Origin of the sequence: Providencia sp. PROV208 (genome assembly GCF_028479465.1) — a bacterium.
Taxonomy (GTDB): Bacteria; Pseudomonadota; Gammaproteobacteria; order Enterobacterales; family Enterobacteriaceae; genus Providencia; species Providencia alcalifaciens.
In genome coordinates this window covers 115,341-140,502 of the sequence record NZ_JAMPNS010000015.1, presented here as the reverse complement: position 1 = coordinate 140,502, position 25,162 = coordinate 115,341, and the positions used below count along the sequence as shown (strand labels likewise).

Sequence of the window (25,162 nt, the reverse complement as noted above, 5' to 3'; positions counted from 1 at the left end):
GCAAATGAAAAGTGATACTTATTCATTAAAAATCAATGGGTACACGACGTGCTAGTGCGCATAATAATTCGTAACCAATTGTACCCGCAGATTGTGCCACATCATCAACGGGTAAATTCTCACCCCATAGTTCTACGGGAGTGCCAATTGTTACTTCAGGGCAATCACTAATATCGATAGTCAGCATGTCCATGGAAACAGCACCTAAGAGTTCACAACGTCGCCCCTGACACCAAACAGGCGTGCCTGTCGGTGCATGGCGTGGATATCCATCCGCATAACCGCAGGCAACCGTTGCAATACGCATTGGTTTTTCTGAGGTGAACTTACTACCATAACCAATAGATTGACCCGCCTCGATATGGTGTATCGCGATAATTTCAGATTGTAAGGTCATTGCCGCTTTTAAATGATATGCGGCAATATCTGCCCACTTACCGCTTGGTGATGCCCCATACAGCACAATACCGGCTCGCACCCAATCATAATGTGTATTTTGATGCCATAACACCGCACCAGAATTTGCAATGCAAGTGGGTAACGATAACGATGAGAAATGTTGAATTTTTTCCAATGGGGCTTGAGTTCCACCGGGTAAATCTGAATTGGCAAAATGGCTCATTAAAGTTACGTTCGCCACATTTGCCATGTGCGTCAGCTGATCCACAATATCGGAATATTCACTCACAGAGAATCCTAGGCGATTCATTCCACTATTCAGTTTAATGTACACAGAGATTGGCTGGCTCAATGTCGCTTGCTCAATTGCAGCTAGCTGCCAACGGCTGTGCACACTGGTAGTCAGCTGATACTGGTCAATAACCACTAAGTCTGCGGCTTGGAAAAAACCTTCTAGCAGCAGAATAGGACCTTGCCACCCTTCTTTTCGCAATAAAACCGCTTCATGCAGATCCAGAACAGCAAAACCGTCTGATGCTTTAAGCCCACGCCATATTCGTTTTATACCATGACCATAACCATCGGCCTTCATTACCGACCAGATCTTAGCCTGACCAATTTTCTGACGTATAACGGCTAAATTATGTTCTAAATTATGAGGATGAATAATTGCACGAATTGGGCGTGGCATTGCTATTCCTTATTATTGACATTTTAAATTGCTCAATTAACGCGCAGGCGATAAATGACCCGTATGGACTAATTTTGTATTAAAACCATCGGTATACCTGAACACAGACAAATCATCCGCAGCGATGTCAGGCGTATTCCCTGAAATTAAATCAGCCAACAATTTGCCAGAGCCGCAAGCCATTGTCCAACCTAAGGTTCCATGCCCCGTATTCAGATATAAATTACTGAATTCTGTTGGTCCAACAATTGGAGTACCATCTGGTGTCATTGGTCGTAATCCTGTCCAAAATTGTGCTTGGCTAATATCTCCACCGCCTTGATATAAATCTTGCACAACCATTTTCAATGTTTCACAGCGTTTTTGTAGGACATCAAGATTAAACCCAACAACCTCAGCCATTCCTCCAACACGAATACGCTGGTCAAATCGTGTAACCGCAATTTTATAGGTTTCATCCAACACAGTAGAAACTGGCGCGCGTAATTCATCAATGATAGGCATCGTCAGTGAATAACCTTTCAGTGGATATACAGGGATTTTTACCAACTGCTGTAACATCTGAGTCGAATATGACCCCATAGCAACCACGTATTGATCTGCCAGCAAAATCTCACCGTTAACCTTAATACCGCTGATTCGTTTGCCATCTGTTAAAATCTGTTCAACATGGCATCCAAAGCGGAAAGTAACTCCGGCTTGTTCTGCCATTTTTGCCAATTTTTTAGTGAATTGCTGGCAATCCCCTGTTTCATCATTAGGTAGGCGCAAGCCCCCAGTGAGTTTATGTTTCACAAATTCTAACGCGGGTTCTGCGGTGACTAACTGTTCTGCGGTAAGCAATTCGTAGGGCACACCCTCTTGCTGTAAAACCGCAATATCATTTGCTGCGTTCTCAAACTGTTTTGCCGTTCTAAATAGCTGCAAAGTGCCGCCTTGACGCCCCTCATAACCAATTCCGGTGTCTGCCCTTAGTTGGCGAATACAATCACGGCTGTATTCAGCAATCCGGACCATACGGCTTTTATTCATAGTGTAGTGCTGCATGTCGCAATTTTTCAGCATTTGCCACATCCAGCGTAATTGGAACAGGCTGCCGTCAGGTCTAATGGCCAAAGGCGCATGTTTTTCAAACATCCATTTTACAGCTTTAAGAGGGATCCCTGGCGCACCCCACGGTGTTGCATAACCCGGTGAGATTTGCCCTGCATTACCTGCGCTAGTTTCTTCTGCAACATCGTTCTGCCTATCAATAACACAGACTTCATGCCCTTCTTGTGCGAGATACCACGCAGTGGTAACACCAATAACGCCAGCACCCAAAACGAGAACTTTCATAGAGCCCCTCAAGAGAACAAAATGGATTTGTTATTAGCATAATATTCTAGTTTTTATTTTCCAATACAGTTGATTAACATTTTTAACAAAAAAGACAATAAAGCTGATTCAGTGGCTTTTAAATTTATAATGTGGCGAATTATTTCAGTTATAAAAATACCAAGAATCCAGTTAAAATCATAAATAATTGAAATTTAATTATTTAATTTAAAAACCAGTAGTCAAAAAAAACAAAATTCAACATTTTCTGCTTTAATTTGAAAATAATATTTTCTATGCCAATTTATCCAAATCTATACCCTATTCATTTAATACCAATAAATGGTGATTTTGTGGATTATTCAACTAAAACAGTTCGTATGATTGATATTTTCTATCTGGAATAAATTCAATAGGTTAAACGAAGAGGCGTAACAAGTTGAGAACGCGGCTTTGCTGGGAAGATAAATGAGGCTCAGTAAAACTCTATTTTTATTAACTCATATTAACAATTAATAGCAACAAAAAAGCCAGCGCTAAAGCACTGGCTTCTGATTGAGCAAACGTTGTGGGCTAAATATTATTAGCAAGGTCTGATGGCATATTGCTTTGCATGTTATGCCAAATAATCCCACTGTCTTTACCGTAGTTTCTGACACACTCCATGACACGATCATAAGCTTGCTCGCGGCATAAATGACTTAATTGCTGATAAAAACTTAACGCTAAACGGCGAGCTTCTGGATTCGAGAAATAATAGCGTCCGACGCGCGTATACAACCCTCTTAGTCCATTAATGATTAAGCCGTAAATTGGGTTACCTGACGCAAATGCCAGACCTCGGAAAATGTTATAATCCAGATCGCTAAAAGCATCTGAACTATCTTCAACTTTGTCTTTACCAGCTAACACTTCCAATGCGGCTTCTGGATCATTGCGAAATGCGGTTCGAATAAAAATAGCAGCGATATTTGTACGTACTGCTAGCAAGTTATCAATTAACTGAGGTACTCGGTCATGGTCTAACTTCGCGAGGGTTTCAAGGATATTTAACCCTGAGGTTTCCCAGTAGTTATTTACTTTGGTTGGCTTACCATGCTGAATAGTTAACCAACCGTCACGAGCCAAACGTTGTAAAACTTCACGTAATGTAGTGCGCGTTACGCCTATTAATTCAGATAGCTCACGCTCCGCGGGTAAAATAGATCCTGGAGGAAAACGATTGTTCCAAATACTCTCAATAATGTACTCTTCCGCAAAACCTGCCGGACTTTGAGCTTTAATAACCATATTTTTATTATTCCAAACATTTTTAGACGGACTGCTAGAAATCATACCAGATTGTCACAATCTGAGATAGTTAGCTTTCTAATAAACCGTAGGTAAATCGTAAAAACCCTATATAATTAATGTATTATCTATTAGCAAATAAGCTTAAATTCTATAAAAGATAAGAGTAGTATGTAACACGCTATCACACAACACTCGCTAAAGAGGATTAAAAGTCATAATGGATTTTAGTTTAAGAAGAGCATTTTTGAAGAATTTTTTGGGAAATTCTCCAGATTGGTACAAACTTGCTATCATTTTGTTCTTAATAATAAACCCAATTGTTTTCTACTTTGTTAACCCATTCATCGCTGGTTGGCTGCTCGTCATCGAATTTATTTTCACGTTAGCGATGGCGCTAAAATGCTACCCGCTTCAACCTGGGGGGTTGTTAGCCATTGAAGCCGTACTCATTGGCATGACTAGCCCAGCTCAAATATCCCATGAAATTAGCAATAATCTTGAAGTGATTCTATTGCTAATCTTTATGGTGGCTGGCATCTACTTTATGAAGCAACTTCTACTATTTGTCTTCACGAAGCTGTTAATAAACGTCCGTTCTAAACGAATTTTAGCGTTGTCATTTTGCTTAGCAAGTGCGTTTTTATCCGCTTTCTTAGATGCCCTAACGGTTATCGCTGTGGTCATTAGCGTTTCTATTGGCTTCTACGCTATTTACCATCAATATGCCTCTAGCCAGCCTAGCAATACCGATCTACAAAACGATGCCTTCATTGATACTGCTGAGAAAAAACACACGTTAGAACAGTTTCGTTCATTTTTACGCAGCTTAATGATGCATGCAGGTATCGGTACAGCCCTTGGCGGGGTAATGACTATGGTCGGTGAGCCACAAAACCTGATCATCGCCAAACATGTTGAGTGGGACTTTATTACTTTCTACCTACGTATGGCACCAGTCACCATCCCTGTTTTCTTCTGTGGTTTGATGGTTTGTTTCCTCGTCGAGAAGTTTAAAATATTTGGTTATGGCGCTGAATTACCAGATTCCGTACGCCAAGTATTAACCGATCATGATAAAAAGATGAGTGCAAAACGTAGCAAGAAAGAACAAGCACAGCTGATTGTGCAAGGTCTTATCGGGATTTGGTTGATTGTCGCATTAGCATTTCACCTTGCTGAAGTAGGGCTCATTGGTCTTTCCGTAATTATCCTTGCCACGACATTCTGCGGGATCACTGAAGAACATGCTCTCGGCAAAGCGTTTGAAGAGGCATTGCCATTTACTGCTCTGCTCACGGTATTTTTTAGTGTTGTTGCGGTGATCATTGACCAGCAACTCTTCACACCATTTATTCAGTATGTACTGCAATCCTCTGAATCGTCACAACTCTCACTATTCTATTTATTTAATGGATTACTTTCAGCCGTCTCCGATAATGTGTTTGTTGGAACGGTATATATCACTGAAGCCTTAAAAGCAGCAAATGCAGGGTTAATTTCAGCCGAGCAATATCAGCACTTAGCCGTGGCGATTAACACCGGAACAAACTTACCGTCGGTCGCAACACCAAACGGGCAAGCCGCATTCCTGTTCCTGCTAACTTCAGCCCTTTCCCCACTGATCCGCCTTTCTTATGGACGCATGGTATGGATGGCGCTGCCATTTACTATCGTGATGACGGTCGTTGGTTTGCTTGGGGTTGAGCTGTGGTTAATCCCACTAACCGATTGGATGGAAAGTATTGGTTTAGTTACCATCCCTCGCTAATGAATTTTGATAACCCTTTTTGTTGACTCAAAGCCGCATACTTATGCGGCTTTTTTTGTAATAAAACGTAAAAACTAAGCTAATCTTATTCTAATCTGATTTTGCTGCTTTTTTTATCACCCAGATAGAGGCAGAATAAGCCAATTATTAATGAAGGGAATTAATTATGTTCAGATTTTTTAATTACTGTTCTCAAGGACGGTCAGCTTGGCTACTCATGGCATTCACAGCTTTTATGCTTGAATGTGCAGCACTGTACTTCCAGCATATTATGAAGCTACAACCATGCGTAATGTGCATCTATGAGCGCGTTGCATTGATGGGAATTATTGCAGCGGGTTTAATTGGGGCGATAGCACCTAAAAGCACCGTTGTTAAAGTGATTGCAATTGTGATTTGGCTGTATGCCGGTTGGCGTGGGCTAGACCTGTCATGGGAACACACCATGCTGCAACTTTATCCGTCGCCTTTTGCATCTTGTGACTTCTTCGTGAATTTCCCAGATTGGTTGCCACTGCAAGAATGGGTTCCTTCTGTGTTTGAAGCAACAGGTGATTGTGCAGTAAGACAATGGGCATTCTTAGGCTTAGATATGCCGCAATGGTTAGTGGGTATTTTTGTTGCCTATATCTTAGTTGGCGTGATTGTCGCTATCAGCCTATTCTTCCCAAGTAAAAAATAACCTTTCTTTTCGCCCATCAATTTTATTTGATGGGCGTCTCAAGTTTTAAATGCAGGCTCCATTTCGGATGACCGATACCGTGCAACGCCGCCCATTAGCAAACTGGCAAACGGGGGTTTTTTCACCATTTAATTCTAAATTCAATGAAGGTAATCCACCCGCAGAAGTGCAGGCTTCTTGCGCACCTGGTCCTAAATTCACAACTTGCTGTGCATATTGAGAACCGGCGGTTTCTGCTCTTGTCATCTTACTGTTTTCCGAGCTACCGCACGCTGAAAGCAAAACGGCTAACGCCGTAACGGATCCCATTGCCATCACTGTTTTTAACAGCGATTGACCTTTCCTTTTCATTTTCTTTCTCCAACAGTATCAGCGCTGTCTCAGTTCCCTTAATGGGTGCCACTCTTAGAAAACAGGTTGATGACTAAAACACCAGTTATAATTAATAGCATACCAATAATTGCGGGTAAATCGAGTTTTTGGTTATAAATATAGATGGCAGCCACAGAAACCAACACAATCCCAAGACCGGACCAAATGGCATAGGCAATCCCCAGCGGCATCACCTTCACAACCTGAGAAAGCCCCCAAAAAGAGATGGCATAACCAATGACTACCACTAAGGATGGCCAAAAACGGCTAAAACCATCTGATGCTTTTAGTGTCGTCGTCGCAATAACCTCTGCAATAATGGACATTAGTAAAAAGCCCAATCCTTTCATAATTCACCTTTATTTATTGATTAACCTAATATTTGGCAGAAATTTAGCACACTAAAAAGCACCATACTAACCTTTAATTAGTATAGTGCTGATGAATAAAGAAGACTTAATGATTGGCAGGCACTAACTGTTTTTCTTTGAATGCTGACGTATAACGTAAGTAGATAAACAAGCACCAAGCGAGAGCTAAGATACTAATAATTGCGCCTACGTAACCAATATTAGTCATTCCCATGTGGGTAATAACTTGATTGCCCAATAACGCGCCTGCGCCAATACCGATATTATATAACCCCGAGAAAATTGACATTGCCACATCCGTTGCATCCGGCGCTAAATCAAGGACTTTAACTTGGATGCCAAGGCTGATACACATAATCGCAATTCCCCAAAGTACACAAATACCTATAAGTGTCCAAACATCACCACTTAATGGCATAAATAGTGCTAAACAGAGTGTAATCAAAATAATCGATGCAGGTAAAAATGTCAGTGTAAAACGGCTACTGTATCGACTAAACAATACACTACCGAAAATGCCCGCACCGCCAAAGATTAACAATAATACAGTGGCAAAATTTTGACTCTGTAAGGCGACATCACGCACAAATGGTTCAATATAACTGTAGGCAGTAAAATGCGCCGTAATCACGACCGTGATCAGGACAAACACCCCAATTAAAGCTGGGCGTTTAAAAATAATCGGTAAGCTTTTTAAAGACCCTGAATGTTCACTCGGTAAACGCGGTAAAAATCGCAATAACGCAATCATCGTTAATAATGCCAACACGCCGATACACAAGAATGTTACTCGCCAGCCCATCCATTGCCCGATAACACGGCCTAGTGGTAGCCCCAAAACAGTCGCTAAGGCTGTTCCCGTTGCAAGTAAACCCAATGCTTGCGCTTTTTTGCCCGCAGGAGCGACTCGGATTGCCAATGATGCGGTGATAGACCAAAACACAGCATGGGATAATGCAATACCAATACGTGCAACAATCAACACTTCAAAATTCCATGCGATCCCACACAGAATATGACTAAGAATAAAGATAACAAATATGCACCCCAATAACTTTCGCCGTTCAAATTTTCCCGTCATTAGCATCAAAGGAAGGGACATCACTGCGACAACCCACGCATAAATCGTGATCATTAGCCCTGTATGAGCCACTGTCATATGAAAACTTTCTGCGATATCACTCAGTAATGCGACAGGAACAAATTCGGTGGTATTAAAGACAAAAGCTGCAACGGAGAGCGCCAATACACGGATCCATGCAGTGCTTCGAGAAACCTGAGACATGGTTTACGACATCCTGTTGAAGATAATTAAGACCAATAATAGCCTTCAGTTCATTTTTGTGAATAATATCACACTCGTCATTCATCTTTAAAGGATTGAAAACTATCGTTTTCAGACTCTTTTCTTATAGAAGAACTATTATTTCTCTCTTATTTTCATACCTGTTTGAAAAGCGACAGAATCATTTCTTCTATGCTACAATCTGCAAATTACTTTTTATTCTTACAGGAATTCCTAAATGAAAACCCATTTTCCAACTGAGCCCGATGTAAACTCTTTAGCTGACGAAGTAACCTGTTTAAAAAATCTTGTTACTCACATGCTTAAAGCTATCGGTCAAGCTGATGCGGGTAAGATTCTGATCAAAATGCAGCGCGAAGTCGCTTCAATGGAAGATGAGAATCAAGCTGAGACCTACAAAAATATCTTAGAACAAATTAAGACAGGTTATCGTCAATAGGCATTTAGCGATAAATGCGATTCAGCCCATTAAATAAGAATGGTCTCCTAAAGTGCACAAAAAACTAAGTTTTGCTTATTCGGATCCTTTATCTTTGATTCCGAATTAAACCATTCTTTATTCATTTAGCTCCCCCTTCAAGTCCCTACGAAGGGGGCTTTTTTTGCTCAAACTTACCCATTACTCAAAAAAAACGCCACTCTTTCGAGTAGCGCTTTGGTTTATATCCTGTCTATCTTGATGACTAAACTTGGTCCCTCTTAAATCGGACCTAAATTTGTCACCACTGCATACACGATCGAAATAATAGAAATAATGACCCATGTTAAAACCAGAGGCCAAATAAACTTCAACCACTTGGTATAAGGAATCTTCGATGTCGCCAATACGGCCATCAAAATACCAGATGTTGGGTTAATACAGTTTACAACCCCCTCACCCATTAGTACGGTCTGTACGGTAGTTTGGCGAGTAATTTCTAACAAATCCCCCATTGGGGTGAAAATAGGTACTAAAACTGCTGCTTCACCCGATCCTGAAGAGATAAAGAAGTGCATAATCGCCGCAGTACCAAACATTGAAAGTGCAGATAACGTTTTTGGTAATCCGTCCATCAAAGAGATAATCGAATTTACAATCGTGTCTAAGATCATACCGTCAGCAAGTACAATCGCAATCGCTCTCGCCATACCGACAATAAATGCGCCGCCAACCATACCTGCGCAGCCTTTCAGGAAACCTGTCGCAATATCGTTCGCCGACATTCTATTCAATACACCCACGCCGACACCTAAGATGATAAACATTGCCATCATCTCTTTTTCACCCCAGCTCCATTCAATGGCACCAAAAATGAAGCCAATTAAACAAAATGCGGCGTAAGATAAGGTGATAACGTGGCGTAAAGAAATTTTTGACGTCTCAAATTGACTGTCATCGATTTCAACGTCAGGGCGAACCATCCCCTGACGACGGCATTTTTTAGCATACAGAGTTAAGAAGATAATCCCTGCGATCACAAAGCTAATATATACAACCGTACGGAAGCCAAATGCCGATAACAGGGGAACATCCGCTAACCCTTGAGATAAACCAACTGTCATCGGAGCCATAACGGATGCGTTAAAACCGGAATATGCAGCAACGTAAACAATCGCCGCACCAAACTTGTCATCCATCCCGACTGATTTTGCCACCAATAACCCTATAGGGACGAAGGCAATAATTGAGTTCACAACAATACCTGTGGTGCCTAGAATCGAGAAAACAACAAAGAAAATCGTGATTAATAAAAAGTCATTGAGTTTTTTACTGCGTGAAATATTACTCAGGACTTTATTAATGGCCCCAGTCGTTTCAAGCAGATGTAAAGCGCCCCCAGTAAAGATAATCAAGAAAATAATGGGCGCGGCTTTAACTAATCCATCGGCGATAGAAGTAAAGACTTGCCCTGGCAATACGCCGTGCTGTTCCGGTAAACGTTCATAACTCCCAGGAATGGTATAAGAGCTCTTAACTTGAGTCTCGACCCCATCTTTGATGGTTGTGATAACTTTAGTTTCTGATGCGTATTGACCAGCTGGCACAATCCATGTCGCAATGGCTGCCGCTACTAAGATGAAAAAGAGCAATACATATGGGTTTATCCCATCAGAACGTTTTTTTTGTGGTGTTGTTGATGTTGTTGATGTTGTTGATGTTGTTGCCATAGACTTATCCTGTTGGATTATTATTTATTTTGTGGGTCATGATTACTGCGTAATACGCGTTAATACATTAAAAAATAACTGTGCGCGCTCAGTTAAAGAAGGGATCTCAAGATATTCTTTGTCACTATGTTGATAGCCACCGATCGGTCCCAAACCATCCACTGTTGGTGTTCCAACTCCCGCTGTAAATGAAGCATCAGAGCCACCACCAGTAGAAACATCTTCCAGTGTAATTGCTAATTTATTGGCTTCTTGTTTGATGATGTCGATGAGCTCAGCACTTTCTACCGTTTTTGCCATCGGAGGACGGTTAATTCCCCCCGTCAGAGAAAGCTGGATACCCTCTAGTACAGGTTGGCTACAAACTTCGCGGACTTTTTTATCAATCTCAACACCTTGCTGCTCTGAAGAGATCCGCACATCAATCTCTGCACGGGCATTTGGCGCAACCGTATTCACAGATGTTCCACCCGAGATCAGCCCCACATTGACCGATAAGCCTTTATCATGCTGAGACAGAGCATGTAAGCTCTGGATTTTGTAGGCCAGCTCTTGAATTGCACTAATTCCAGCTTCTGGTGCAATTCCTGAGTGGGATGCTTTTCCTTGAATCGTCAGAACATAAGTTCCTACACCACGACGTGCACTTACAATGGCGCCATTTGCGCGAGCGGGTTCCATCACTAAGGCATAGCGTTTGCCCTTTGCGCATTGCTCAATTACAGTGCGTGATGAAATTGAGCCAATTTCTTCGTCACAGTTCAGCAGAACTTCAATTTTTTTATAACGCTCATCTTGTGTTGCATAGAGCTGCTTAATGACCTGATGCACCATAACATGGCTGCCTTTCATGTCGATAACACCCGGCCCATAAGCTCTATCGCCCTCAATACTGAATGGTCTTTCCGCAACAGTACCTTTTGGAAAAACTGTATCAAGATGCAGTAAAATTAAAATTTCAGGCGTGGTAGATGGATAATAAATACGGTAGTTATTCCCTAATTTTTCATTTGGAATAACTTCAACCTCAAAGCCCATTGATTGATAGCGTTCGCACCAAAATGCGGCATGGTTATCAACACCCTCTTTATCGTATGAACCTGACTCGATATTAACGACTTGCTTCAATAAATTCAGCATCTCAGTTTCGTGTGTTAAAAAGTCATTGTGCATGTTGGTTTCCTATCATTTATTATTTTATGGCGAGTTATTTCAAATCTGAAATACACGCAGAACGATGTGCTTTTTATTCAAAATAAAATGAAGTATTTATCAACTATAAATGACAATGCTGATTAACATTCTTTTTGCGCGTAAAATCGCCACGCTGGATATGCATAAATATTGAATATACATCTTGCATGTGTGAAAAAAGAATTTAAACCAAAGGAAACAACCTTATGATAATACGGCATTCACCTTGAATAAAAAGGATGCTTTTGCACCATATCACAATAGATAAATAAATTACAAACAATTATAACTGCATACTTATGCAATGATTTTTTAATTTTTAAAAAAGTAATAGTTACAATAATGAATAATAAAACTATATAAAATATAGTTGTTGATAACAAAAAATAATTGGAATTCATTAATCCTATCATGTTGATTTTAGTTAACCATAAATAATCAACATTATGCAGAATATTAATCTTCCCCATGCATAGGACTTAATACAAATAAAGTGTACGGGATTTGTTTCACTTATCTCTATTTAAATAATCACAAAGAAGTATTTAGTCTATTTATTCGACATAATGACAGTAAATAAGCACCAACACCTCGAAAATATACGCAAACTTTAAACTGTTCGTTTAACGCTTTTCAATCAGTTGACATCGGTTTTTTTGGTATGCTGATTTGAGTGTTTACAGCATAAAATGCGCCATGCTTTTCCTGCCTTGATTCTAAATCTTGCTGGCACAATTTGCAGGAATAGTTAGATAAAATGATAAATAAAATTCTTCGGCGGTGAGTCTTTGGTAGGTAATAAAAAAGGGAAACATAACGTTTCCCTTTTACATTGATAGCATAAACTCGCTGTACGACTATTTCAGGTATTGCCCTGAACGTAATGCTTCAATACGTTTGTCTAATGGTGGGTGAGATAAAAATAGTTCGCTGAATGCCTTTCCGCGACCATTAATACAAAATGCCATTAAACGCCCTTCTTCTTGCGGCTCATAGCTCGTTTTCAGGCGCTGCAACGCAGCAATCATTTTCTCTCTACCCACTAATTTGGCAGAGCCTGCATCCGCATGGAATTCACGGTAGCGAGAGAACCACATAGTAATAATGCTCGCTAAGATACCAAACACGATCTCTAATACCATTGACACGGCAAAGTAAACCATTGGGTTGCCATTGCTGCTTTCACTTTCGCTGTCATTGTTGTTTGACATGAAGCCAGCCGCAACTTGCGCCAAAATACGTGAAATAAAGATAACAAACGTATTCACGACGCCTTGTAGCAACGTCATGGTAACCATATCACCATTTGCCACATGGCTGATTTCATGAGCAATAACCGCTTCGGCTTCATCGCGGCTCATGTTTTCTAATAAACCAGTACTTACCGCAACTAAAGAAGCATCACGACGTGCGCCTGTTGCAAATGCATTAATATCCGGTGCGTGGTAAATTGCCACTTGTGGCATTTTAATACCAACTTGTTGAGATTGACGGCTAACAGTGTTAACTAACCACTGTTCCATTTCGTTACGTGGGTGCTCAATAACTTCACCACCAACAGACTTCAGCGCCATCCATTTGGACATCAGTAGTGATACAAACGCACCACCAAAACCGAACAATGCCGCCATAATCAGCAGCCCCTGTGCACTACTTCCACGTATCCCGGTTAAACTTAAAATTATCCCGAACACAAACATAACGGCTAAGTTTGTGAGCAAGAATAAAGCAATTCTCATCATTTTTATAGGTTCCTTGGTAAAAACAAACATTACGACAAATTTACTTTATAAATAAGGTTTTTTCACACCATTTCAAGCCCATTAACAGGAAAAAGTCACAAAATAACATATCTTTACACTCGGGAATAAAAAATGCCGTTTTAGTAAACGGCATTTTCATGGAAACGGCAAGGACTAAAAGGAAATGATCAGCTCACTTTACCTTTAGTTGGTTTGCCTTTAGAGACTTTCGCGGTTGTTTTTGCTGCAGCTTTTGCTTTATCGGCTTTAGCTTTATCGGCTTTAGCTTTATCGGCTTTTGCTTTATCAGCTTTTGCTTTATCAGCTTTTGCTTTATCAGCTTTATCTTTTGCTGCTTTGGTTTTGTCTTTCTCCGTTGCTTTAGCTTTGTCGGCTTTTTCCTTCACCGCTTTAGATGTTTCCTTTTCTTTAGCTTTCGCTTTATCTGCTTTTTCTTTTACTGCTTTGGCAGATTCTTTATCCGCAGCTTTTGCTTTATCTGCTTTCTCTTTTACAGCTTTAGAGGTTTCTTTCTCAGCAGCTTTCGCTTTATCCGCTTTCTCTTTTACAGCTTTAGAGGTTTCTTTCTCGGTAGCTTTCGCTTTATCTTTCACAGCTTTAGACGTCTCTTTTTCAGCTGTTTTTGCCTTATCAGTGGCTTTTGATGCTTTATCTTTTGCAGTTTTACTCATGTTGTCACCTGTCTCTTTGATAGAATCTACCGCAGATGGTTTGCTAGATTGCTTCACCACACCCGCTCCAATACCCGCACCAATACCAGCACTTTTATTGATTGAGTTTTTTAGCTCAGTTGTACAGACTTGCTCTGAACGACTGGTTGTTCCGTCATTACAGATAAATTGCCCGCCATCACAACGAGCTATTCCACCTTTAGCGCCTGAACAAGGGTAGTTACTTGCATTTGCAGAACCCATTGACGACATCATGACCGCCATGACAGTTAATAAACCTACAGATAATTTACGCATTGTATTGCCTCATTAATAAGGGATATTACTAACTGAAGTGTAGGATATTTTTGAAAAAGCGAAAGAAAACCCAATTATTTTTTGAAAAAAATTTAGGTTTAGTTCATTTAAAAAAGTAAGAGGAAATTTGTTTTATATAAAAAGTAAATTAAATCAATTTGTTAATCTTATTTTTTGAAATAAAAAAGCCAGCTTACGCTGGCTCTATAGTAGGCAATTTTTATTTACTGTTTAGCACTAGAAAGCATCTTAGTGTTTTGATTCGAAAGATCTATTGCCATCTTCACCGTTTCATCTAAATACGGATCTGGTGCTTCATAATCTTTCGGTAAATCATCAATTGATTTCAATAGCGGCTTACCAAGCTTCGCATTACGCTCATTAATGCGTTTTAGTTTCGTCGCTTCAATTTCATCATCCTCTTTCTGACGCTGAGCATAATTCAATGAAATCAGATTTTTAGTTGCTTTTAATGATTTATAACGTGCAATATCTTCATCGATATATTTAAACTCTGGATCGACGCTAATACGTGCTAAGTGTTTAGTTTTAATTGGTGATAAATCAGCTTTGATATCCCCAGATTGCGTATAATTTGCGGCTGGAATGCTATCCCAAGGCAACGCGTTATCTTCAAAGCTTTCACCTGTTTCTGCTGGATCTTGCCCTGTTGGCATGACCACATCTGGAGTTACCCCTTCACGCTGAGTACTTCCACCATTCACACGATAGAATTTTTGGATAGTATATTGCACTGAACCTAATGATGGCCATTCAGGTTTAAGCATTTGGTCATAAACACGACTTAAGCTTCTATGCTGTTGCACTGTACCTTTACCAAAGGTCGGTTCACCTACGATTAAAGCGCGACCATAATCCTGCATTGCTGCTGCGAAAATTTCAGAGGCAGAGGCACTAAAGCGGTCAACCAAAACCACTAATGGACCTTTATAATAGATAACATCATCATCATCTGCATCTTGACGAACTTGACCATTATTATCACGAACCTGAACCACAGGTCCTTTATTAATAAACAGACCAGATAACGATACCGCCTCAGTGAGTGCTCCACCGCCGTTACCGCGCAGATCAATCACCAGAGCTGTAACATTCTCTTTCGCCATTTTTTGCAGTTCAGTTTTAACATCATTGGTCAAACCAACATAGAAACCAGGGATATCCAATACCCCAACTTTCTCTTTGCCTTGCTGTTTGATTGTTAATTTAACCGCTCTATCTTCTAATCGAATTTGCTCGCGAACAATCGTCACGATACGTGGTTTAGCCCCTTTCGTATCCGAAACGACCTCTAAACGAACTTGGCTGCCTTTTGGACCTTTTATCAATGCAACTACATCATCTAAACGCCAGCCAACGACATCAACGATAGGTTTACCAACTTGTCCAACGCCAATAATTTTATCGCCAACTTTCAGTTCTTTGCTCTTCGCAGCAGGACCACCTGCTACTAAAGAATTGATCGTTGTATTTTCATCATCTTGTTGCAGCACCGCACCAATCCCTTCAAGAGATAAACTCATTTCTGAGTTAAATTGTTCAGTACTACGTGGTGATAAATAACTGGTATGAGGATCAATTTCGCGTGCAAACGCATTCATAATCAGTTGGAATACGTCTTCACTTTGCGCCTGAGCTAAGCGTTTCAATGCAAAATTGTAACGCTTAGTCAGTTTTTCTTTGATCTCTTTGTCATCTTTGCCTGTCAATTTCAAACTCAACCAGTCATAACGGACTTTTTGATCCCATAAACGGTCGAGTTCTTCTTTGTCTTTCGGCCAAGGTGCTTTAGTACGATCAACTTCAATAGAATCCGTCGCGTTTAAATCAATAGGCTGATCTAAACGCGCGAGTGCATATTTGAAACGTTCAAAGCGACGTTGCTGAGAAAGGTTATACAGGTCATAGAACTTATCTAGCTTGCCATCTTCAAGCCATTCGCCAGTTTTTGCTTTATCTTTTGCATACTGTTCGACGTCGGATTGAAGTAAAACATTGTGACCGTAATCAATCATATTGAGATAACGGTCAAATATTTTCCCAGAAAACTCTTTGTCTAAATCGAATTGACGATAGTGAGAACGAGTAAAACGCGATGTTACCCTTTCACTCACTGTACCGTGCTGAGTATTCTGCTTTAAAAGAGGTAACTGAGCAGCAGTGACCGGAGTCACTGCCTGAGTATTAGCAATTGCAGTGCCAAAAGTCGCGAGACTAACGACAAATGCAACTTGAAGTAATTTGTTCATGACCTGAGTGACCTCCGTATCAGAACTTTAAATGTTCCGCGCGCACAATCATTGCCAAACCAGATGGCAATTGAACCCTAACACCATCTTTGGCAATTTCTAGCACAGAGGCATCCATCATACTGCTACCCACTTTCACTTTCAGAGTCTGACCGACTTTCAGTGTGTTGATATCAGTAACTGATTTCAAGTTCTCTTCGACAGGATTGCTACGAGGTTTTTTCGGAGCGACAGTTTGTGGACGCTCTTTTTTGTCTGATGGACGGCGACGAGATGCGTTTTCTTTATTATTCGCATCATTTTGACGAGGCGCTTTGTCACTAGGCTTTTTCGCAGCAGGACGCTTTTGCGTTTTTTGTTGCTCTGCGCGTTGGGCTTGAACTCTCGCTTTCGCTTCAGCTAATTGTTGACGCGCATGGGCAATGTGCTCTGCATCTAACTCACCGCAGTCATCTCCATTTAAGTCAACACGTTTTGCGCCTTCTTTAACACCGTAAAGATAACGCCAGCTAGAGGTATACATGCGTAACGCAGAACGTAATTGCGTTTTACTAATACCGTCTTCTTCGGTTAAGTTCCCTACGATATCTTGAAAAATTCCGACTTTCAGCGGACGTGCTTCGCCTTCAGCGATAAAACAGCGTGGAAAACGCTCTGCTAAAAATGCGATAACTTCTTTACTACTATTCAACTTAGGTTGATTTTCCATGAAATTTCCTGATAACAACGATTTTGCCAACCTCACGGGCATGAACAAGCGGACATTATAATCGTGTTGCTGACAATTGCCACGTTCCTATTAATTTTACATACCAATATTTAATAATATTTTGGTATAGAACACATAGCCAAGTGTTGGCATAACTGGTCTGTAAGGTATTGAAGCCCTTTTTCATCCTCTTGATCGAATTGGCCGATATTTGGGCTATCTATGTCTAAAACCCCAATTACCTTGCCATTTACGTTCAATGGAAAGACGATTTCTGAGTTACTTGCGGCATCACAAGCGATATGACCAGGGAAAGCATGCACATCTTCGACACGCTGAACTCGCTCTTGTGAAAATGCAGTACCACAAACGCCTTTATCGAATGCGATTCGAACGCAAGCAACTTTACCTTGGAATGGACCAAGAATCAGTTCATTTCCATCACTCAAGTAAAAACCGACCCAATTGATACCTGATAAACGTTCAAATAATAACGCACTACTATTTGCCAAACTCGCAATTAAATCATACTCTCCAGCGAGAAGTGCAGATAAACTATCTGAAAGTTCGTGATAATACTTCTTTTTATCCATATTTATTTTCAGTTATACCTAAACAAGTAAAAAATCTTAGTAAGCGTAGACCGTAGGTTAGCAAGTTGTCACTTTTACGTAAATTTTTTTACACTAGATTACAAGCAAATTAATTCATACAATGAATATATATGACCCACATTAATCATACTGCCATGAATTTGCAACGTTGCTGCCATTGCAACCAAAAAATAGTGACTCCGCCTTTTCAACCTCAGCAGGTCATTGTTTGCCCAAGATGTTCTAGTCAACTTAATGATGGTCGCTCATGGTCGCTCCGTCGTCTCGCGCTATTATCTATTACTTTATTGCTCCTTGCTCCCATCGCTTTTTGGCAACCTCTAATTTCTATTCATCTATTTGGGATACAAATTAATGCCAATGTACTTGATGGTGTTCGCCTAATGAGTGAACAAGGTGATCCGTTTACTGCCAGTATTGTCGCTTTTTGTGCGATAGCGGCCCCATTGCTACTACCTATTTCGATTTTATCTCTCGTCTTAGCCCGTTATTTAGCGATGAACATGCGCCCTATTTTATTGATGATGAAACACCTCAAAGAATGGGTCATGCTGGATGTCTATTTAGTTGGGCTCGGTATTGCAGCAATTAAAATGAAGGATTACGCGACGGTCTATATGGGACATGGACTGATTGCATTCAGCATCATGTCCGTGATTAGTATCCTTATTTTAATCCACATCAATCTCGATGAGTTGTGGCGGCGGCTGTATCCTTTGGAGGAACAAGCGGATTCTCCCCGCGCCAAAACATGTCTAGCTTGCCATTTTACTGGAGAACCGAATAAAAAAGGGAAATGTCAGCGCTGTCATCGCCCACTTCATCATCGTGAACCTCTCAGCCTACAAAAAACATGGGCAGCACTGATTGCTGCCATGGTGTTGCTGATCCCTGCTAACCTACTGCCTATTTCAATCTTTTATTTAAATGGGCGGCGGTTAGAAGACACAATTTACTCAGGTGTGGTTTCCTTAATTGATTCTGGAAACTGGCCGATTGCCATTATCGTCTTTATTGCCAGTATTTTGGTGCCCTTTGTAAAAATAATCATCATGATATTACTGTTATTTTCAATTCAGTTTAAAAGCCACACCGACCCTATTCTACGTATGAAGTTACTCAAATTCGTTTCATGGATCGGGCGCTGGTCGATGTTAGATTTATTCGTCATCGCCTTAATGATGACATTGGTTAACCGAGATATGCTGATGTCGCTCACCATGGGACCAGCGGCTTTATATTTTGGTACTGCGGTTATTTTAACTATCCTTGCTGTTGAGTGGTTAGACAGTCGATTAATTTGGGATTCTTATGGAAAATCAAAACCATCAAAATGAAACTTCTGATGAAGTTTCGGAGGCTGTCCGTCGTAAAAGGACAACCATTTCACCCTTTTGGCTGCTTCCCATCATCGCGATTATGATCGCAGGCTGGCTACTGTTCCAACAATGGGTCGAACGCGGTACACAAATTACCATTCAATTTTCTTCCGCTTCTGGGGTTGTTGCTGGGCGAACACCAATCCGCTACCAAGGTGTCGATGTCGGAATGGTGCAAACAGTGTCCATCAGTGGTGACATGAAAAGTGTCCTTGTCACCGCGAATGTCAATAAAGATATGCGTTCCGCGCTCACCAGTGGAACACGTTTTTGGCTGGTCACACCCAAAGCTTCTTTAGCTGGTGTATCGGGGTTAGATGCCCTAGTTGGCGGGAACTACATTGGTATGCAACCCGGTACAGGCTCACCTAAATCTCAGTTTATCGCACTTGATACGCCGCCTCTGCGCAACTTAAATGAAGGTGAATTACTGATTTATCTCACCGCAAAAGATTTAGGGGCGTTGAACGAAAACTCTCCGGTTTATTATCGTAAAGTGCCTGTCGGTTATATTTCCGATTACTCCTTATTACCTGAAAATAAAGGCGTCTCAATCGCCGTTATTATTAAAAAACGCTACGTTAACCTTGTACGCTCAGATAGCCAATTTTGGAATATTTCCGGTATTGAAGGCGGATTTGATCTCAATTCAGGTGCCAGCATCAAAATGGAAAGCCTTTCGGCGGTCATCAATGGTGCTGTAGCATTTGATTCCCCTGAAAACAGTCTGCCGGCACAAACGGGACAACAGTACGTATTACAAGCCAGTAAAGACGATGTCAAACCGCTAGATCAGCAAGGTAACCTAGATTTACAACTCACCCTAACCGCCTTGGATACATTTGGAGTTAACGTAGGTCAACCCGTTGTATACCGCGGGATCAAAATTGGTGAAGTGTTACAACGTCACTTAACTGACGATAATGTTCAGTTCCAAATTTCCATTTTCAATGAATTTAAACATTTGGTTAAACAAGACAGTAAGTTTGTTGCCAATAGCCGTGTCGATGTACAACTGGGTATGAATGGCGTGCAATTCCAAGGCGCTACGCCACAAGAATGGTTAGATGGTGGCTTACATATTATTCCAGGGAAAGGCAAAGATACCTTACCCGAATCATTTCCTTTATACCGTACGGATGAGAATGCCAAAGCAGGTGTTTTAGGCTCAACCCTACCAACGACGATTACGTTGAACACCAATACGCTACCTGATATCCAACAAGGTTCCGTCGTGTTATATCGACAATTTGAAGTGGGTAAAATCGTCTCGATTAAGCCAAATAATGATGGTTTTGCGGTGAATGTCTATATCTCCGCGCAATATCGCAACTTACTCACACCACAAAGTGTATTTTGGGCAGAAGGTGGCGCCAAAGTTCAGTTAAATGCAGGTGGTTTAACCGTTCAAGCCTCCCCGCTCAGTCGTGCATTTAGTGGTGCTATTAGCTTTGACAATATCCAATCTGGCTCTTTGGATACTTCACGCCAACACACTCTCTATCCATCAGAAACTGCCGCGAAAGCCATTGGTAGTGCTGTGACGCTAACCACCTTTGATGCCTCTAAATTATCAGAAGGAATGCCTATCCGTTATTTGGGGATTAACATTGGTCAAATCGAATCATTGCAGCTCTCAGCTGATAACCGCGAAGTGAAAGCAAAAGCTATTTTATACCCAGAATATGTGGAAAACTTCACCAAAATTGGCAGCCGTTTTGCCATTGTTACCCCCGAGCTTTCACCTTCTGGGGTCAATAATCTTGATACACTGATCCAACCTTATATTAGTGCAGAGCCAGGGCGCAGTAATAAGAGCCGTTTCCAATTTGAATTGCAAACTGCCAACATTACAGATTCCCGTTATCTCGATGGTCTCACCATTATCCTTGATGCCAGTGAAGCGGGTTCTATTCAGGTAGGAACGCCAATTCTGTTTAGAGGATTAGAGATCGGAACCGTCACCGGGCTTTATTTGGGAGAGCTTTCCGATCGCGTTTATGTTGCAACGCGTATAGGTAAAGAATACCAATATCTGATCCGTGATAATACCCAGTTCTGGTTATCTTCAGGTTACAACCTCGCCTTTGGCTTAACGGGCGGCGTGGTGAAAAGCGGCACATTCAAACAGTTTGTTCGTGGTGGAATCTCGCTGGCAACCCCGCCAACAGTGCCACTCGCACCTAAAGCTAAACCTGATCAGCATTTCATTCTGAAATTAGAGCCACCAGCGGACTGGTTAGACTGGGGAACCCCTATCCCCAAAAAATAATCCCTAACAAGGCGTCCTATTTTTCAGCAGGACGCCTTTTTTATCTTCCATTCATAAAAAAATATTTTGGAAATGAATTCCATTTATACTATGCTTAATTTCGTTGGGCTGATTTTTTATTGTTAAAATAAAGAGTAAAGAGGAAATGTTATGAGCATAGTTAAATTGAAAATCTCTTCCTATGAAATCAATGATGCAGTAATGGCGGACAAGCGTAGCGATACCGTGAGTATTCCTTGTGATTCTGATTCTGAATTCTGCATGCAATTAGATGGCTGGGACGAACATACAAGTATCCCTGCGACACTGAATGAAAAGCCTGTTTTGCTCTATCGCCAACGTTACGATAAAGAAAATCATCACTGGCTGATGAGAATTGCTTAATGAGTGCGAAGGGGCTAAGTCAAAATATCAGATGGGAAATAACACAAAAAAAAGAGGCCTGGTAGATTCCGATTACCGGGCCTTGGGAAATGGCTCTGGCAGAGCCGTGCGCTAAAATTGCCATTGAGACGTAACAAAGTACTCCCTAATACTAGCGTTCAGCTTACGTTCTTACCACTTAAATTAGCAATTATTTCACATATTTTTAACACAATTTATTGCTTAATTTTCCAAGATTGAACTATTTGCATGATAAGTTAAATCTATCAGAGCAATCAGTAAAACCTTTCAATCGCCATTCCCTTGATCTTTCAGCTAAAAAGTCTCAACATCTTATTTATTTTCACACAACTTTTCTGCTGCTTGTTTTAGCGGTAATACTCTCTCTTCAACAGATTTCGAGGTTTCAATCGGTGTGAGTAGTACATCGATCGGCTGTGCTTGAATCTGTTTTTTCTCCATTTGTGCAGTCGCAATATCATTTAGCGGATGCTGCATTAATGTAGCGGGATTAATCACAACCAAGGCTCCATTAGCTCGGCACTCTAACATCACTTCTTCACGTTTTAGTGGCCAATCATCGCCAAACTGTTTTTTACTCACTGTCGCCAATGGTGCAGCAACTGCAGTACTGAATGCTCCACTCAGTAATAATGCACAAACTAGTAATTTGGATTTCATCTAAAGTAACCTTGTCAAACGAGGGTTATATACATAGGAAGCTATTATACAGGTTGGTAGGTAGCAAAAATAGACACCGCAAGAATAGCGATAGTTCCTAGCAATAATTCAGCCCAACTATTCATAATCAAATAGCTGATACGCCCTTGCTGCTGAAGACGGGGAACCACCCAATAACGATTGGTTAGTGCTAACAATACCATCAATCCAACTAATACAATTTTTAGCCATAGCCAAGATTGATATTCGGACAACACTGACGAGAATGGCCAATCAGGCAATAAAATCACACTATTGATAATTCCTGTGACAAGGACGCAAATAACCGCAAGATGCCCTAATTGTGAGTAACGCTTCATTGAAATCACAATTTGCTGGTCTAATCCCGTTTTAAGTTTATCTTTACTGCGCAAGAATTGAATACAAATCAGAAATGGCCACAACCCGCCAAACCAATATGCACAACTAATCAGATGAATAAATTGGTTGATCTGGTGAAACACACCTAATCCCCCATCATGCATTGCAGCATGTCCAATTAATGCATGCAAACCAAGGATAATAATGGAAAAAATAAGGATAAGATAAAGCTTTAGCGTAATTGGGCGTATAAATAGCACCGCCAATAAGCCAACCGCACAGAGGATTTCCCAACGCCAGATTTGTCCAAACGTTGTGCCGAGTACACCTTGCCAAATAGTCATATCCAGCGCATCTTCCCAGCCATCGCCCATCAAACCTGATTGAGCAATCATCCAGCAAAATGTGGTAATAATCGTGATAACTGCGCTAAAGATAATACTTTTCTTCAGTGCAGTTTGTAACAATTCGCGAAATTGCCCGCGACAAACTATCACCGCAAACATTGACATTCCACACATCAACATTGCGGCGATAAAGTGAGCAAATCGCGTTAAGGTATAAAATGCTTCTAGTGACATATTATTTCACAGTGAAGCTATAGTTCCCTTTTGTTTTATGTCCATCAACAGAGACAACACTCCATTGAACATCATATTTACCCGCAGCTAGCTTACTTTCGACAGGAATAATGACTTTGGTATTGTTGCTAGGATCTAAAGCAGCTTTACCTGTTTTGATAGTTTGTTTATTTTCATCGGTCACATTAACTTTAGTAAAGTTAACTTCAATGCCTTCAGAAAAATTCAGCGTGATTGCTTCAGGGGCTTGCTCTAGAGCGGCGCCCTCAGCGGGTAATTGATTTTTCAGATGGGCATGCGCGAAGGCTTGTTGAAATGACATTCCTAAGAACAGTACAGCGACCGCGCTTAATTTACGCCAAGATGATTTTATCTGGTTGATTGGCATAGTAACCTCTTAATTTGCAGGTGAATTTAGATATATTGCCAATCATTATACGGAAAATAATACGATGCGCAGCGATAAAAGCAGATTTTCTCAGCCAGCTTGTGAACTTTGACACAAAACGAGAATAAAACTCACTCGCAAAAATAAAACAAGCGCCATTCATTACTGAGATGGCGCTTGAAACATAAAATAAGGAAATAGATTAAACGTGCGCTGCTGCCGCTAAACCTTTCAGATCTTTATCCAGTAAGAATAGAGATTTACCTGATTCACCCACCATGCCCAGTTTATCAAGCACAGATTTGAACAGTTTCTCTTCTTCATGCTGCTCTGCCACATACCATTGCAGGAAGTTAAATGTTGAATAATCTTGGGTCGTCATCGCCAAATGCGCTAATTTATTGATTTCTGAAGTAATCAACTGCTCATGTTCATAGGTTTTGTTGAATACATCAGCGATAGAGTCAAAATTTTCTGGTGGAGCAGCAATCGCACCTAAGCGAGGTAATGCACCTGTATCGCTAAGGTAATTAAATAAACGCTGCATATGTTCCATCTCTTCTTGCGAGTGTGCTTTTAAGAATGCAGCTGCGCCTTCAAAACCTTTATCGCTACACCAAGCACTCATCTGTAAGTACAGGTTGGCAGAGAAGAATTCAAGATTCAGTTGTTTATTTAGCGCTTCAATCATGTCAGCTTTTAACATAGTTCTACCTTAATGATGATGATTTTAAGAAGTTATACTGCACAGTAACATAATAAATGAATTCATAAAACATTCTTTCCATAAAATTTAATTTATTGATTAACAATGATTTTTAGTAAAAATAACACGAATCAATCGCATTAGCTTTTCATTACCGTCATAATCCTAATTGGCGACTATTATCGAGTTTGAATTTGATATTATTCATTGGTGATATCTTTATTTTATCAAGATTTTCTGTACTTCAATTGCTACAATTACGGCTGATGTTGTTAACTGTTAGGATTTAAAATGAGCCACAATCTTGCCATCCTCCCCAAAGACGAGATGGATAAAATCAACGTTGACCTTCTTGCTTCCGGTGTTGCCTTCAAGGAGCGCTATAATATTCCTATTATTCCTGAAGCCGTCGAACGTGAACAGCCAGAACATCTGCGGGATTACTTTCGGGAAAGACTGGTTTATTATCGCCAATTATCGATGAATTTTGCTCGTATGCCATATGAGCCAAGAAATCGCTAAAACAAAAAAAGGAGAATTCAATTC

Annotated in this window: 24 protein-coding genes; 7 read left to right on the top strand and 17 right to left on the bottom strand. The window is 40.7% G+C overall.

Annotated features, from left to right (window positions below):
* Positions 1-25: 25 nt before the first annotated feature.
* From alr to fadR, 3 genes are all read right to left on the bottom strand, one after another.
* Positions 26-1,090 (bottom strand): alanine racemase, encoded by a 1,065-nt coding sequence (gene alr, locus PR766_RS12095; protein WP_036963793.1) that lies wholly within the window; start codon positions 1,088-1,090, stop codon positions 26-28.
* Between the two features lie 36 nt (positions 1,091-1,126).
* The gene (locus PR766_RS12090) at positions 1,127-2,428 is read right to left on the bottom strand and encodes a D-amino acid dehydrogenase (protein ID WP_006661651.1); all 1,302 of its coding nucleotides are present in this window, start codon (positions 2,426-2,428) and stop codon (positions 1,127-1,129) included.
* 552 nt (positions 2,429-2,980) lie between these two features.
* Complete coding sequence (fadR, locus tag PR766_RS12085; protein WP_006661650.1) at positions 2,981-3,697, bottom strand: fatty acid metabolism transcriptional regulator FadR; 717 nt, start codon at positions 3,695-3,697, stop codon at positions 2,981-2,983.
* Between the two features lie 220 nt (positions 3,698-3,917).
* On the opposite strand from fadR, the gene nhaB reads away from it, so the two are divergent.
* Positions 3,918-5,468: a sodium/proton antiporter NhaB gene (nhaB, locus tag PR766_RS12080; RefSeq protein WP_006661649.1), complete on the top strand. Its 1,551-nt coding sequence runs from the start codon at positions 3,918-3,920 to the stop codon at positions 5,466-5,468.
* Positions 5,469-5,634: 166 nt separating this feature from the next.
* Positions 5,635-6,150, top strand: a complete 516-nt coding sequence (gene dsbB / locus PR766_RS12075; protein ID WP_006661648.1) for a disulfide bond formation protein DsbB — start codon at positions 5,635-5,637, stop codon at positions 6,148-6,150.
* Between the two features lie 45 nt (positions 6,151-6,195).
* On the opposite strand, the gene PR766_RS12070 is transcribed toward dsbB, so the two are convergent.
* From PR766_RS12070 to PR766_RS12060, 3 genes are all read right to left on the bottom strand, one after another.
* A complete protein-coding gene (locus PR766_RS12070) occupies positions 6,196-6,501 on the bottom strand; it encodes a DUF333 domain-containing protein (RefSeq protein ID WP_006661647.1) in 306 nt (101 codons plus the stop codon).
* A gap of 38 nt (positions 6,502-6,539) precedes the next feature.
* Positions 6,540-6,872 (bottom strand): DMT family transporter, encoded by a 333-nt coding sequence (locus tag PR766_RS12065; RefSeq protein ID WP_006658773.1) that lies wholly within the window; start codon positions 6,870-6,872, stop codon positions 6,540-6,542.
* Positions 6,873-6,978: 106 nt separating this feature from the next.
* Positions 6,979-8,178 (bottom strand): sugar transporter, encoded by a 1,200-nt coding sequence (locus PR766_RS12060; RefSeq protein WP_036975657.1) that lies wholly within the window; start codon positions 8,176-8,178, stop codon positions 6,979-6,981.
* 238 nt (positions 8,179-8,416) lie between these two features.
* Between PR766_RS12060 and PR766_RS12055 the strand changes: the two genes are divergently transcribed.
* A complete protein-coding gene (locus PR766_RS12055) occupies positions 8,417-8,638 on the top strand; it encodes a DUF2594 family protein (RefSeq protein ID WP_006658775.1) in 222 nt (73 codons plus the stop codon).
* A 260-nt stretch (positions 8,639-8,898) separates the two neighbouring features.
* Here PR766_RS12055 and PR766_RS12050 read toward each other — a convergent pair whose 3' ends face one another.
* The 7 genes from PR766_RS12050 to PR766_RS12020 all read right to left on the bottom strand — a co-directional run bounded on the left by PR766_RS12050 (position 8,899) and on the right by PR766_RS12020 (position 17,844).
* Positions 8,899-10,347 carry a YfcC family protein gene (locus tag PR766_RS12050; RefSeq protein ID WP_154636577.1) on the bottom strand — a complete coding sequence of 483 codons (1,449 nt, stop codon included), beginning with the start codon at positions 10,345-10,347 and terminating at the stop codon, positions 8,899-8,901.
* 42 nt (positions 10,348-10,389) lie between these two features.
* On the bottom strand, positions 10,390-11,520 hold the full coding sequence (locus PR766_RS12045; RefSeq protein WP_006661644.1) for a M20 family metallopeptidase: 1,131 nt from the start codon (positions 11,518-11,520) through the stop codon (positions 10,390-10,392).
* A gap of 878 nt (positions 11,521-12,398) precedes the next feature.
* Entirely contained in the window at positions 12,399-13,283 is an 885-nt protein-coding gene (gene htpX, locus PR766_RS12040; RefSeq protein WP_006661643.1) for a protease HtpX, read from the bottom strand.
* A gap of 188 nt (positions 13,284-13,471) precedes the next feature.
* Entirely contained in the window at positions 13,472-14,272 is an 801-nt protein-coding gene (locus tag PR766_RS12035) for a cell envelope biogenesis protein TolA (protein ID WP_154636576.1), read from the bottom strand.
* Between the two features lie 224 nt (positions 14,273-14,496).
* Positions 14,497-16,542 (bottom strand): carboxy terminal-processing peptidase, encoded by a 2,046-nt coding sequence (prc, locus tag PR766_RS12030; RefSeq protein WP_154636575.1) that lies wholly within the window; start codon positions 16,540-16,542, stop codon positions 14,497-14,499.
* A 19-nt stretch (positions 16,543-16,561) separates the two neighbouring features.
* Positions 16,562-17,251 carry an RNA chaperone ProQ gene (gene proQ, locus PR766_RS12025; RefSeq protein ID WP_154636574.1) on the bottom strand — a complete coding sequence of 230 codons (690 nt, stop codon included), beginning with the start codon at positions 17,249-17,251 and terminating at the stop codon, positions 16,562-16,564.
* Positions 17,252-17,361: 110 nt separating this feature from the next.
* Positions 17,362-17,844, bottom strand: a complete 483-nt coding sequence (locus PR766_RS12020) for a GAF domain-containing protein (RefSeq protein WP_006658784.1) — start codon at positions 17,842-17,844, stop codon at positions 17,362-17,364.
* A gap of 131 nt (positions 17,845-17,975) precedes the next feature.
* On the opposite strand from PR766_RS12020, the gene yebS reads away from it, so the two are divergent.
* From yebS to PR766_RS12005, 3 genes are all read left to right on the top strand, one after another.
* Entirely contained in the window at positions 17,976-19,202 is a 1,227-nt protein-coding gene (yebS, locus tag PR766_RS12015; RefSeq protein WP_154636573.1) for a membrane integrity lipid transport subunit YebS, read from the top strand.
* Positions 19,177-21,516: a PqiB family protein gene (locus PR766_RS12010; RefSeq protein WP_006661639.1), complete on the top strand. Its 2,340-nt coding sequence runs from the start codon at positions 19,177-19,179 to the stop codon at positions 21,514-21,516. The genes yebS and PR766_RS12010 overlap by 26 nt, the downstream gene beginning before the upstream one ends.
* Before the next feature lie 150 nt (positions 21,517-21,666).
* Positions 21,667-21,900 (top strand): DUF1480 family protein, encoded by a 234-nt coding sequence (locus PR766_RS12005; RefSeq protein WP_006658787.1) that lies wholly within the window; start codon positions 21,667-21,669, stop codon positions 21,898-21,900.
* Between the two features lie 333 nt (positions 21,901-22,233).
* On the opposite strand, the gene PR766_RS12000 is transcribed toward PR766_RS12005, so the two are convergent.
* The 4 genes from PR766_RS12000 to ftnA all read right to left on the bottom strand — a co-directional run bounded on the left by PR766_RS12000 (position 22,234) and on the right by ftnA (position 24,616).
* A complete protein-coding gene (locus tag PR766_RS12000) occupies positions 22,234-22,581 on the bottom strand; it encodes a DUF2511 domain-containing protein (protein ID WP_006658789.1) in 348 nt (115 codons plus the stop codon).
* Positions 22,582-22,625: 44 nt separating this feature from the next.
* Positions 22,626-23,522: a copper homeostasis membrane protein CopD gene (gene copD / locus PR766_RS11995; protein ID WP_006658790.1), complete on the bottom strand. Its 897-nt coding sequence runs from the start codon at positions 23,520-23,522 to the stop codon at positions 22,626-22,628.
* Position 23,523: 1 nt separating this feature from the next.
* Positions 23,524-23,910 carry a copper homeostasis periplasmic binding protein CopC gene (copC, locus tag PR766_RS11990; RefSeq protein WP_154636572.1) on the bottom strand — a complete coding sequence of 129 codons (387 nt, stop codon included), beginning with the start codon at positions 23,908-23,910 and terminating at the stop codon, positions 23,524-23,526.
* Between the two features lie 202 nt (positions 23,911-24,112).
* Positions 24,113-24,616 carry a non-heme ferritin gene (gene ftnA / locus PR766_RS11985; RefSeq protein WP_006658792.1) on the bottom strand — a complete coding sequence of 168 codons (504 nt, stop codon included), beginning with the start codon at positions 24,614-24,616 and terminating at the stop codon, positions 24,113-24,115.
* Positions 24,617-24,907: 291 nt separating this feature from the next.
* On the opposite strand from ftnA, the gene PR766_RS11980 reads away from it, so the two are divergent.
* Complete coding sequence (locus tag PR766_RS11980; RefSeq protein ID WP_006658793.1) at positions 24,908-25,138, top strand: DNA polymerase III subunit theta; 231 nt, start codon at positions 24,908-24,910, stop codon at positions 25,136-25,138.
* The last annotated feature ends 24 nt before the right edge of the window (positions 25,139-25,162 follow it).

Excerpts from the sequence above, each read along its gene's own strand:
- alr (WP_036963793.1), bottom strand. The coding sequence starts at position 1,090 with ATGCCACGCCCAATTCGTGCAATTATTCATCCTCATAATTTAGAACAT.
- PR766_RS12090 (WP_006661651.1), bottom strand. The coding sequence starts at position 2,428 with ATGAAAGTTCTCGTTTTGGGTGCTGGCGTTATTGGTGTTACCACTGCG.
- fadR (WP_006661650.1), bottom strand. The coding sequence starts at position 3,697 with ATGGTTATTAAAGCTCAAAGTCCGGCAGGTTTTGCGGAAGAGTACATT.
- nhaB (WP_006661649.1), top strand. The coding sequence starts at position 3,918 with ATGGATTTTAGTTTAAGAAGAGCATTTTTGAAGAATTTTTTGGGAAAT.
- dsbB (WP_006661648.1), top strand. The coding sequence starts at position 5,635 with ATGTTCAGATTTTTTAATTACTGTTCTCAAGGACGGTCAGCTTGGCTA.
- PR766_RS12070 (WP_006661647.1), bottom strand. The coding sequence starts at position 6,501 with ATGAAAAGGAAAGGTCAATCGCTGTTAAAAACAGTGATGGCAATGGGA.
- PR766_RS12065 (WP_006658773.1), bottom strand. The coding sequence starts at position 6,872 with ATGAAAGGATTGGGCTTTTTACTAATGTCCATTATTGCAGAGGTTATT.
- PR766_RS12060 (WP_036975657.1), bottom strand. The coding sequence starts at position 8,178 with ATGTCTCAGGTTTCTCGAAGCACTGCATGGATCCGTGTATTGGCGCTC.
- PR766_RS12055 (WP_006658775.1), top strand. The coding sequence starts at position 8,417 with ATGAAAACCCATTTTCCAACTGAGCCCGATGTAAACTCTTTAGCTGAC.
- PR766_RS12050 (WP_154636577.1), bottom strand. The coding sequence starts at position 10,347 with ATGGCAACAACATCAACAACATCAACAACATCAACAACACCACAAAAA.
- PR766_RS12045 (WP_006661644.1), bottom strand. The coding sequence starts at position 11,520 with ATGCACAATGACTTTTTAACACACGAAACTGAGATGCTGAATTTATTG.
- htpX (WP_006661643.1), bottom strand. The coding sequence starts at position 13,283 with ATGATGAGAATTGCTTTATTCTTGCTCACAAACTTAGCCGTTATGTTT.
- PR766_RS12035 (WP_154636576.1), bottom strand. The coding sequence starts at position 14,272 with ATGCGTAAATTATCTGTAGGTTTATTAACTGTCATGGCGGTCATGATG.
- prc (WP_154636575.1), bottom strand. The coding sequence starts at position 16,542 with ATGAACAAATTACTTCAAGTTGCATTTGTCGTTAGTCTCGCGACTTTT.
- proQ (WP_154636574.1), bottom strand. The coding sequence starts at position 17,251 with ATGGAAAATCAACCTAAGTTGAATAGTAGTAAAGAAGTTATCGCATTT.
- PR766_RS12020 (WP_006658784.1), bottom strand. The coding sequence starts at position 17,844 with ATGGATAAAAAGAAGTATTATCACGAACTTTCAGATAGTTTATCTGCA.
- yebS (WP_154636573.1), top strand. The coding sequence starts at position 17,976 with ATGACCCACATTAATCATACTGCCATGAATTTGCAACGTTGCTGCCAT.
- PR766_RS12010 (WP_006661639.1), top strand. The coding sequence starts at position 19,177 with ATGGAAAATCAAAACCATCAAAATGAAACTTCTGATGAAGTTTCGGAG.
- PR766_RS12005 (WP_006658787.1), top strand. The coding sequence starts at position 21,667 with ATGAGCATAGTTAAATTGAAAATCTCTTCCTATGAAATCAATGATGCA.
- PR766_RS12000 (WP_006658789.1), bottom strand. The coding sequence starts at position 22,581 with ATGAAATCCAAATTACTAGTTTGTGCATTATTACTGAGTGGAGCATTC.
- copD (WP_006658790.1), bottom strand. The coding sequence starts at position 23,522 with ATGTCACTAGAAGCATTTTATACCTTAACGCGATTTGCTCACTTTATC.
- copC (WP_154636572.1), bottom strand. The coding sequence starts at position 23,910 with ATGCCAATCAACCAGATAAAATCATCTTGGCGTAAATTAAGCGCGGTC.
- ftnA (WP_006658792.1), bottom strand. The coding sequence starts at position 24,616 with ATGTTAAAAGCTGACATGATTGAAGCGCTAAATAAACAACTGAATCTT.
- PR766_RS11980 (WP_006658793.1), top strand. The coding sequence starts at position 24,908 with ATGAGCCACAATCTTGCCATCCTCCCCAAAGACGAGATGGATAAAATC.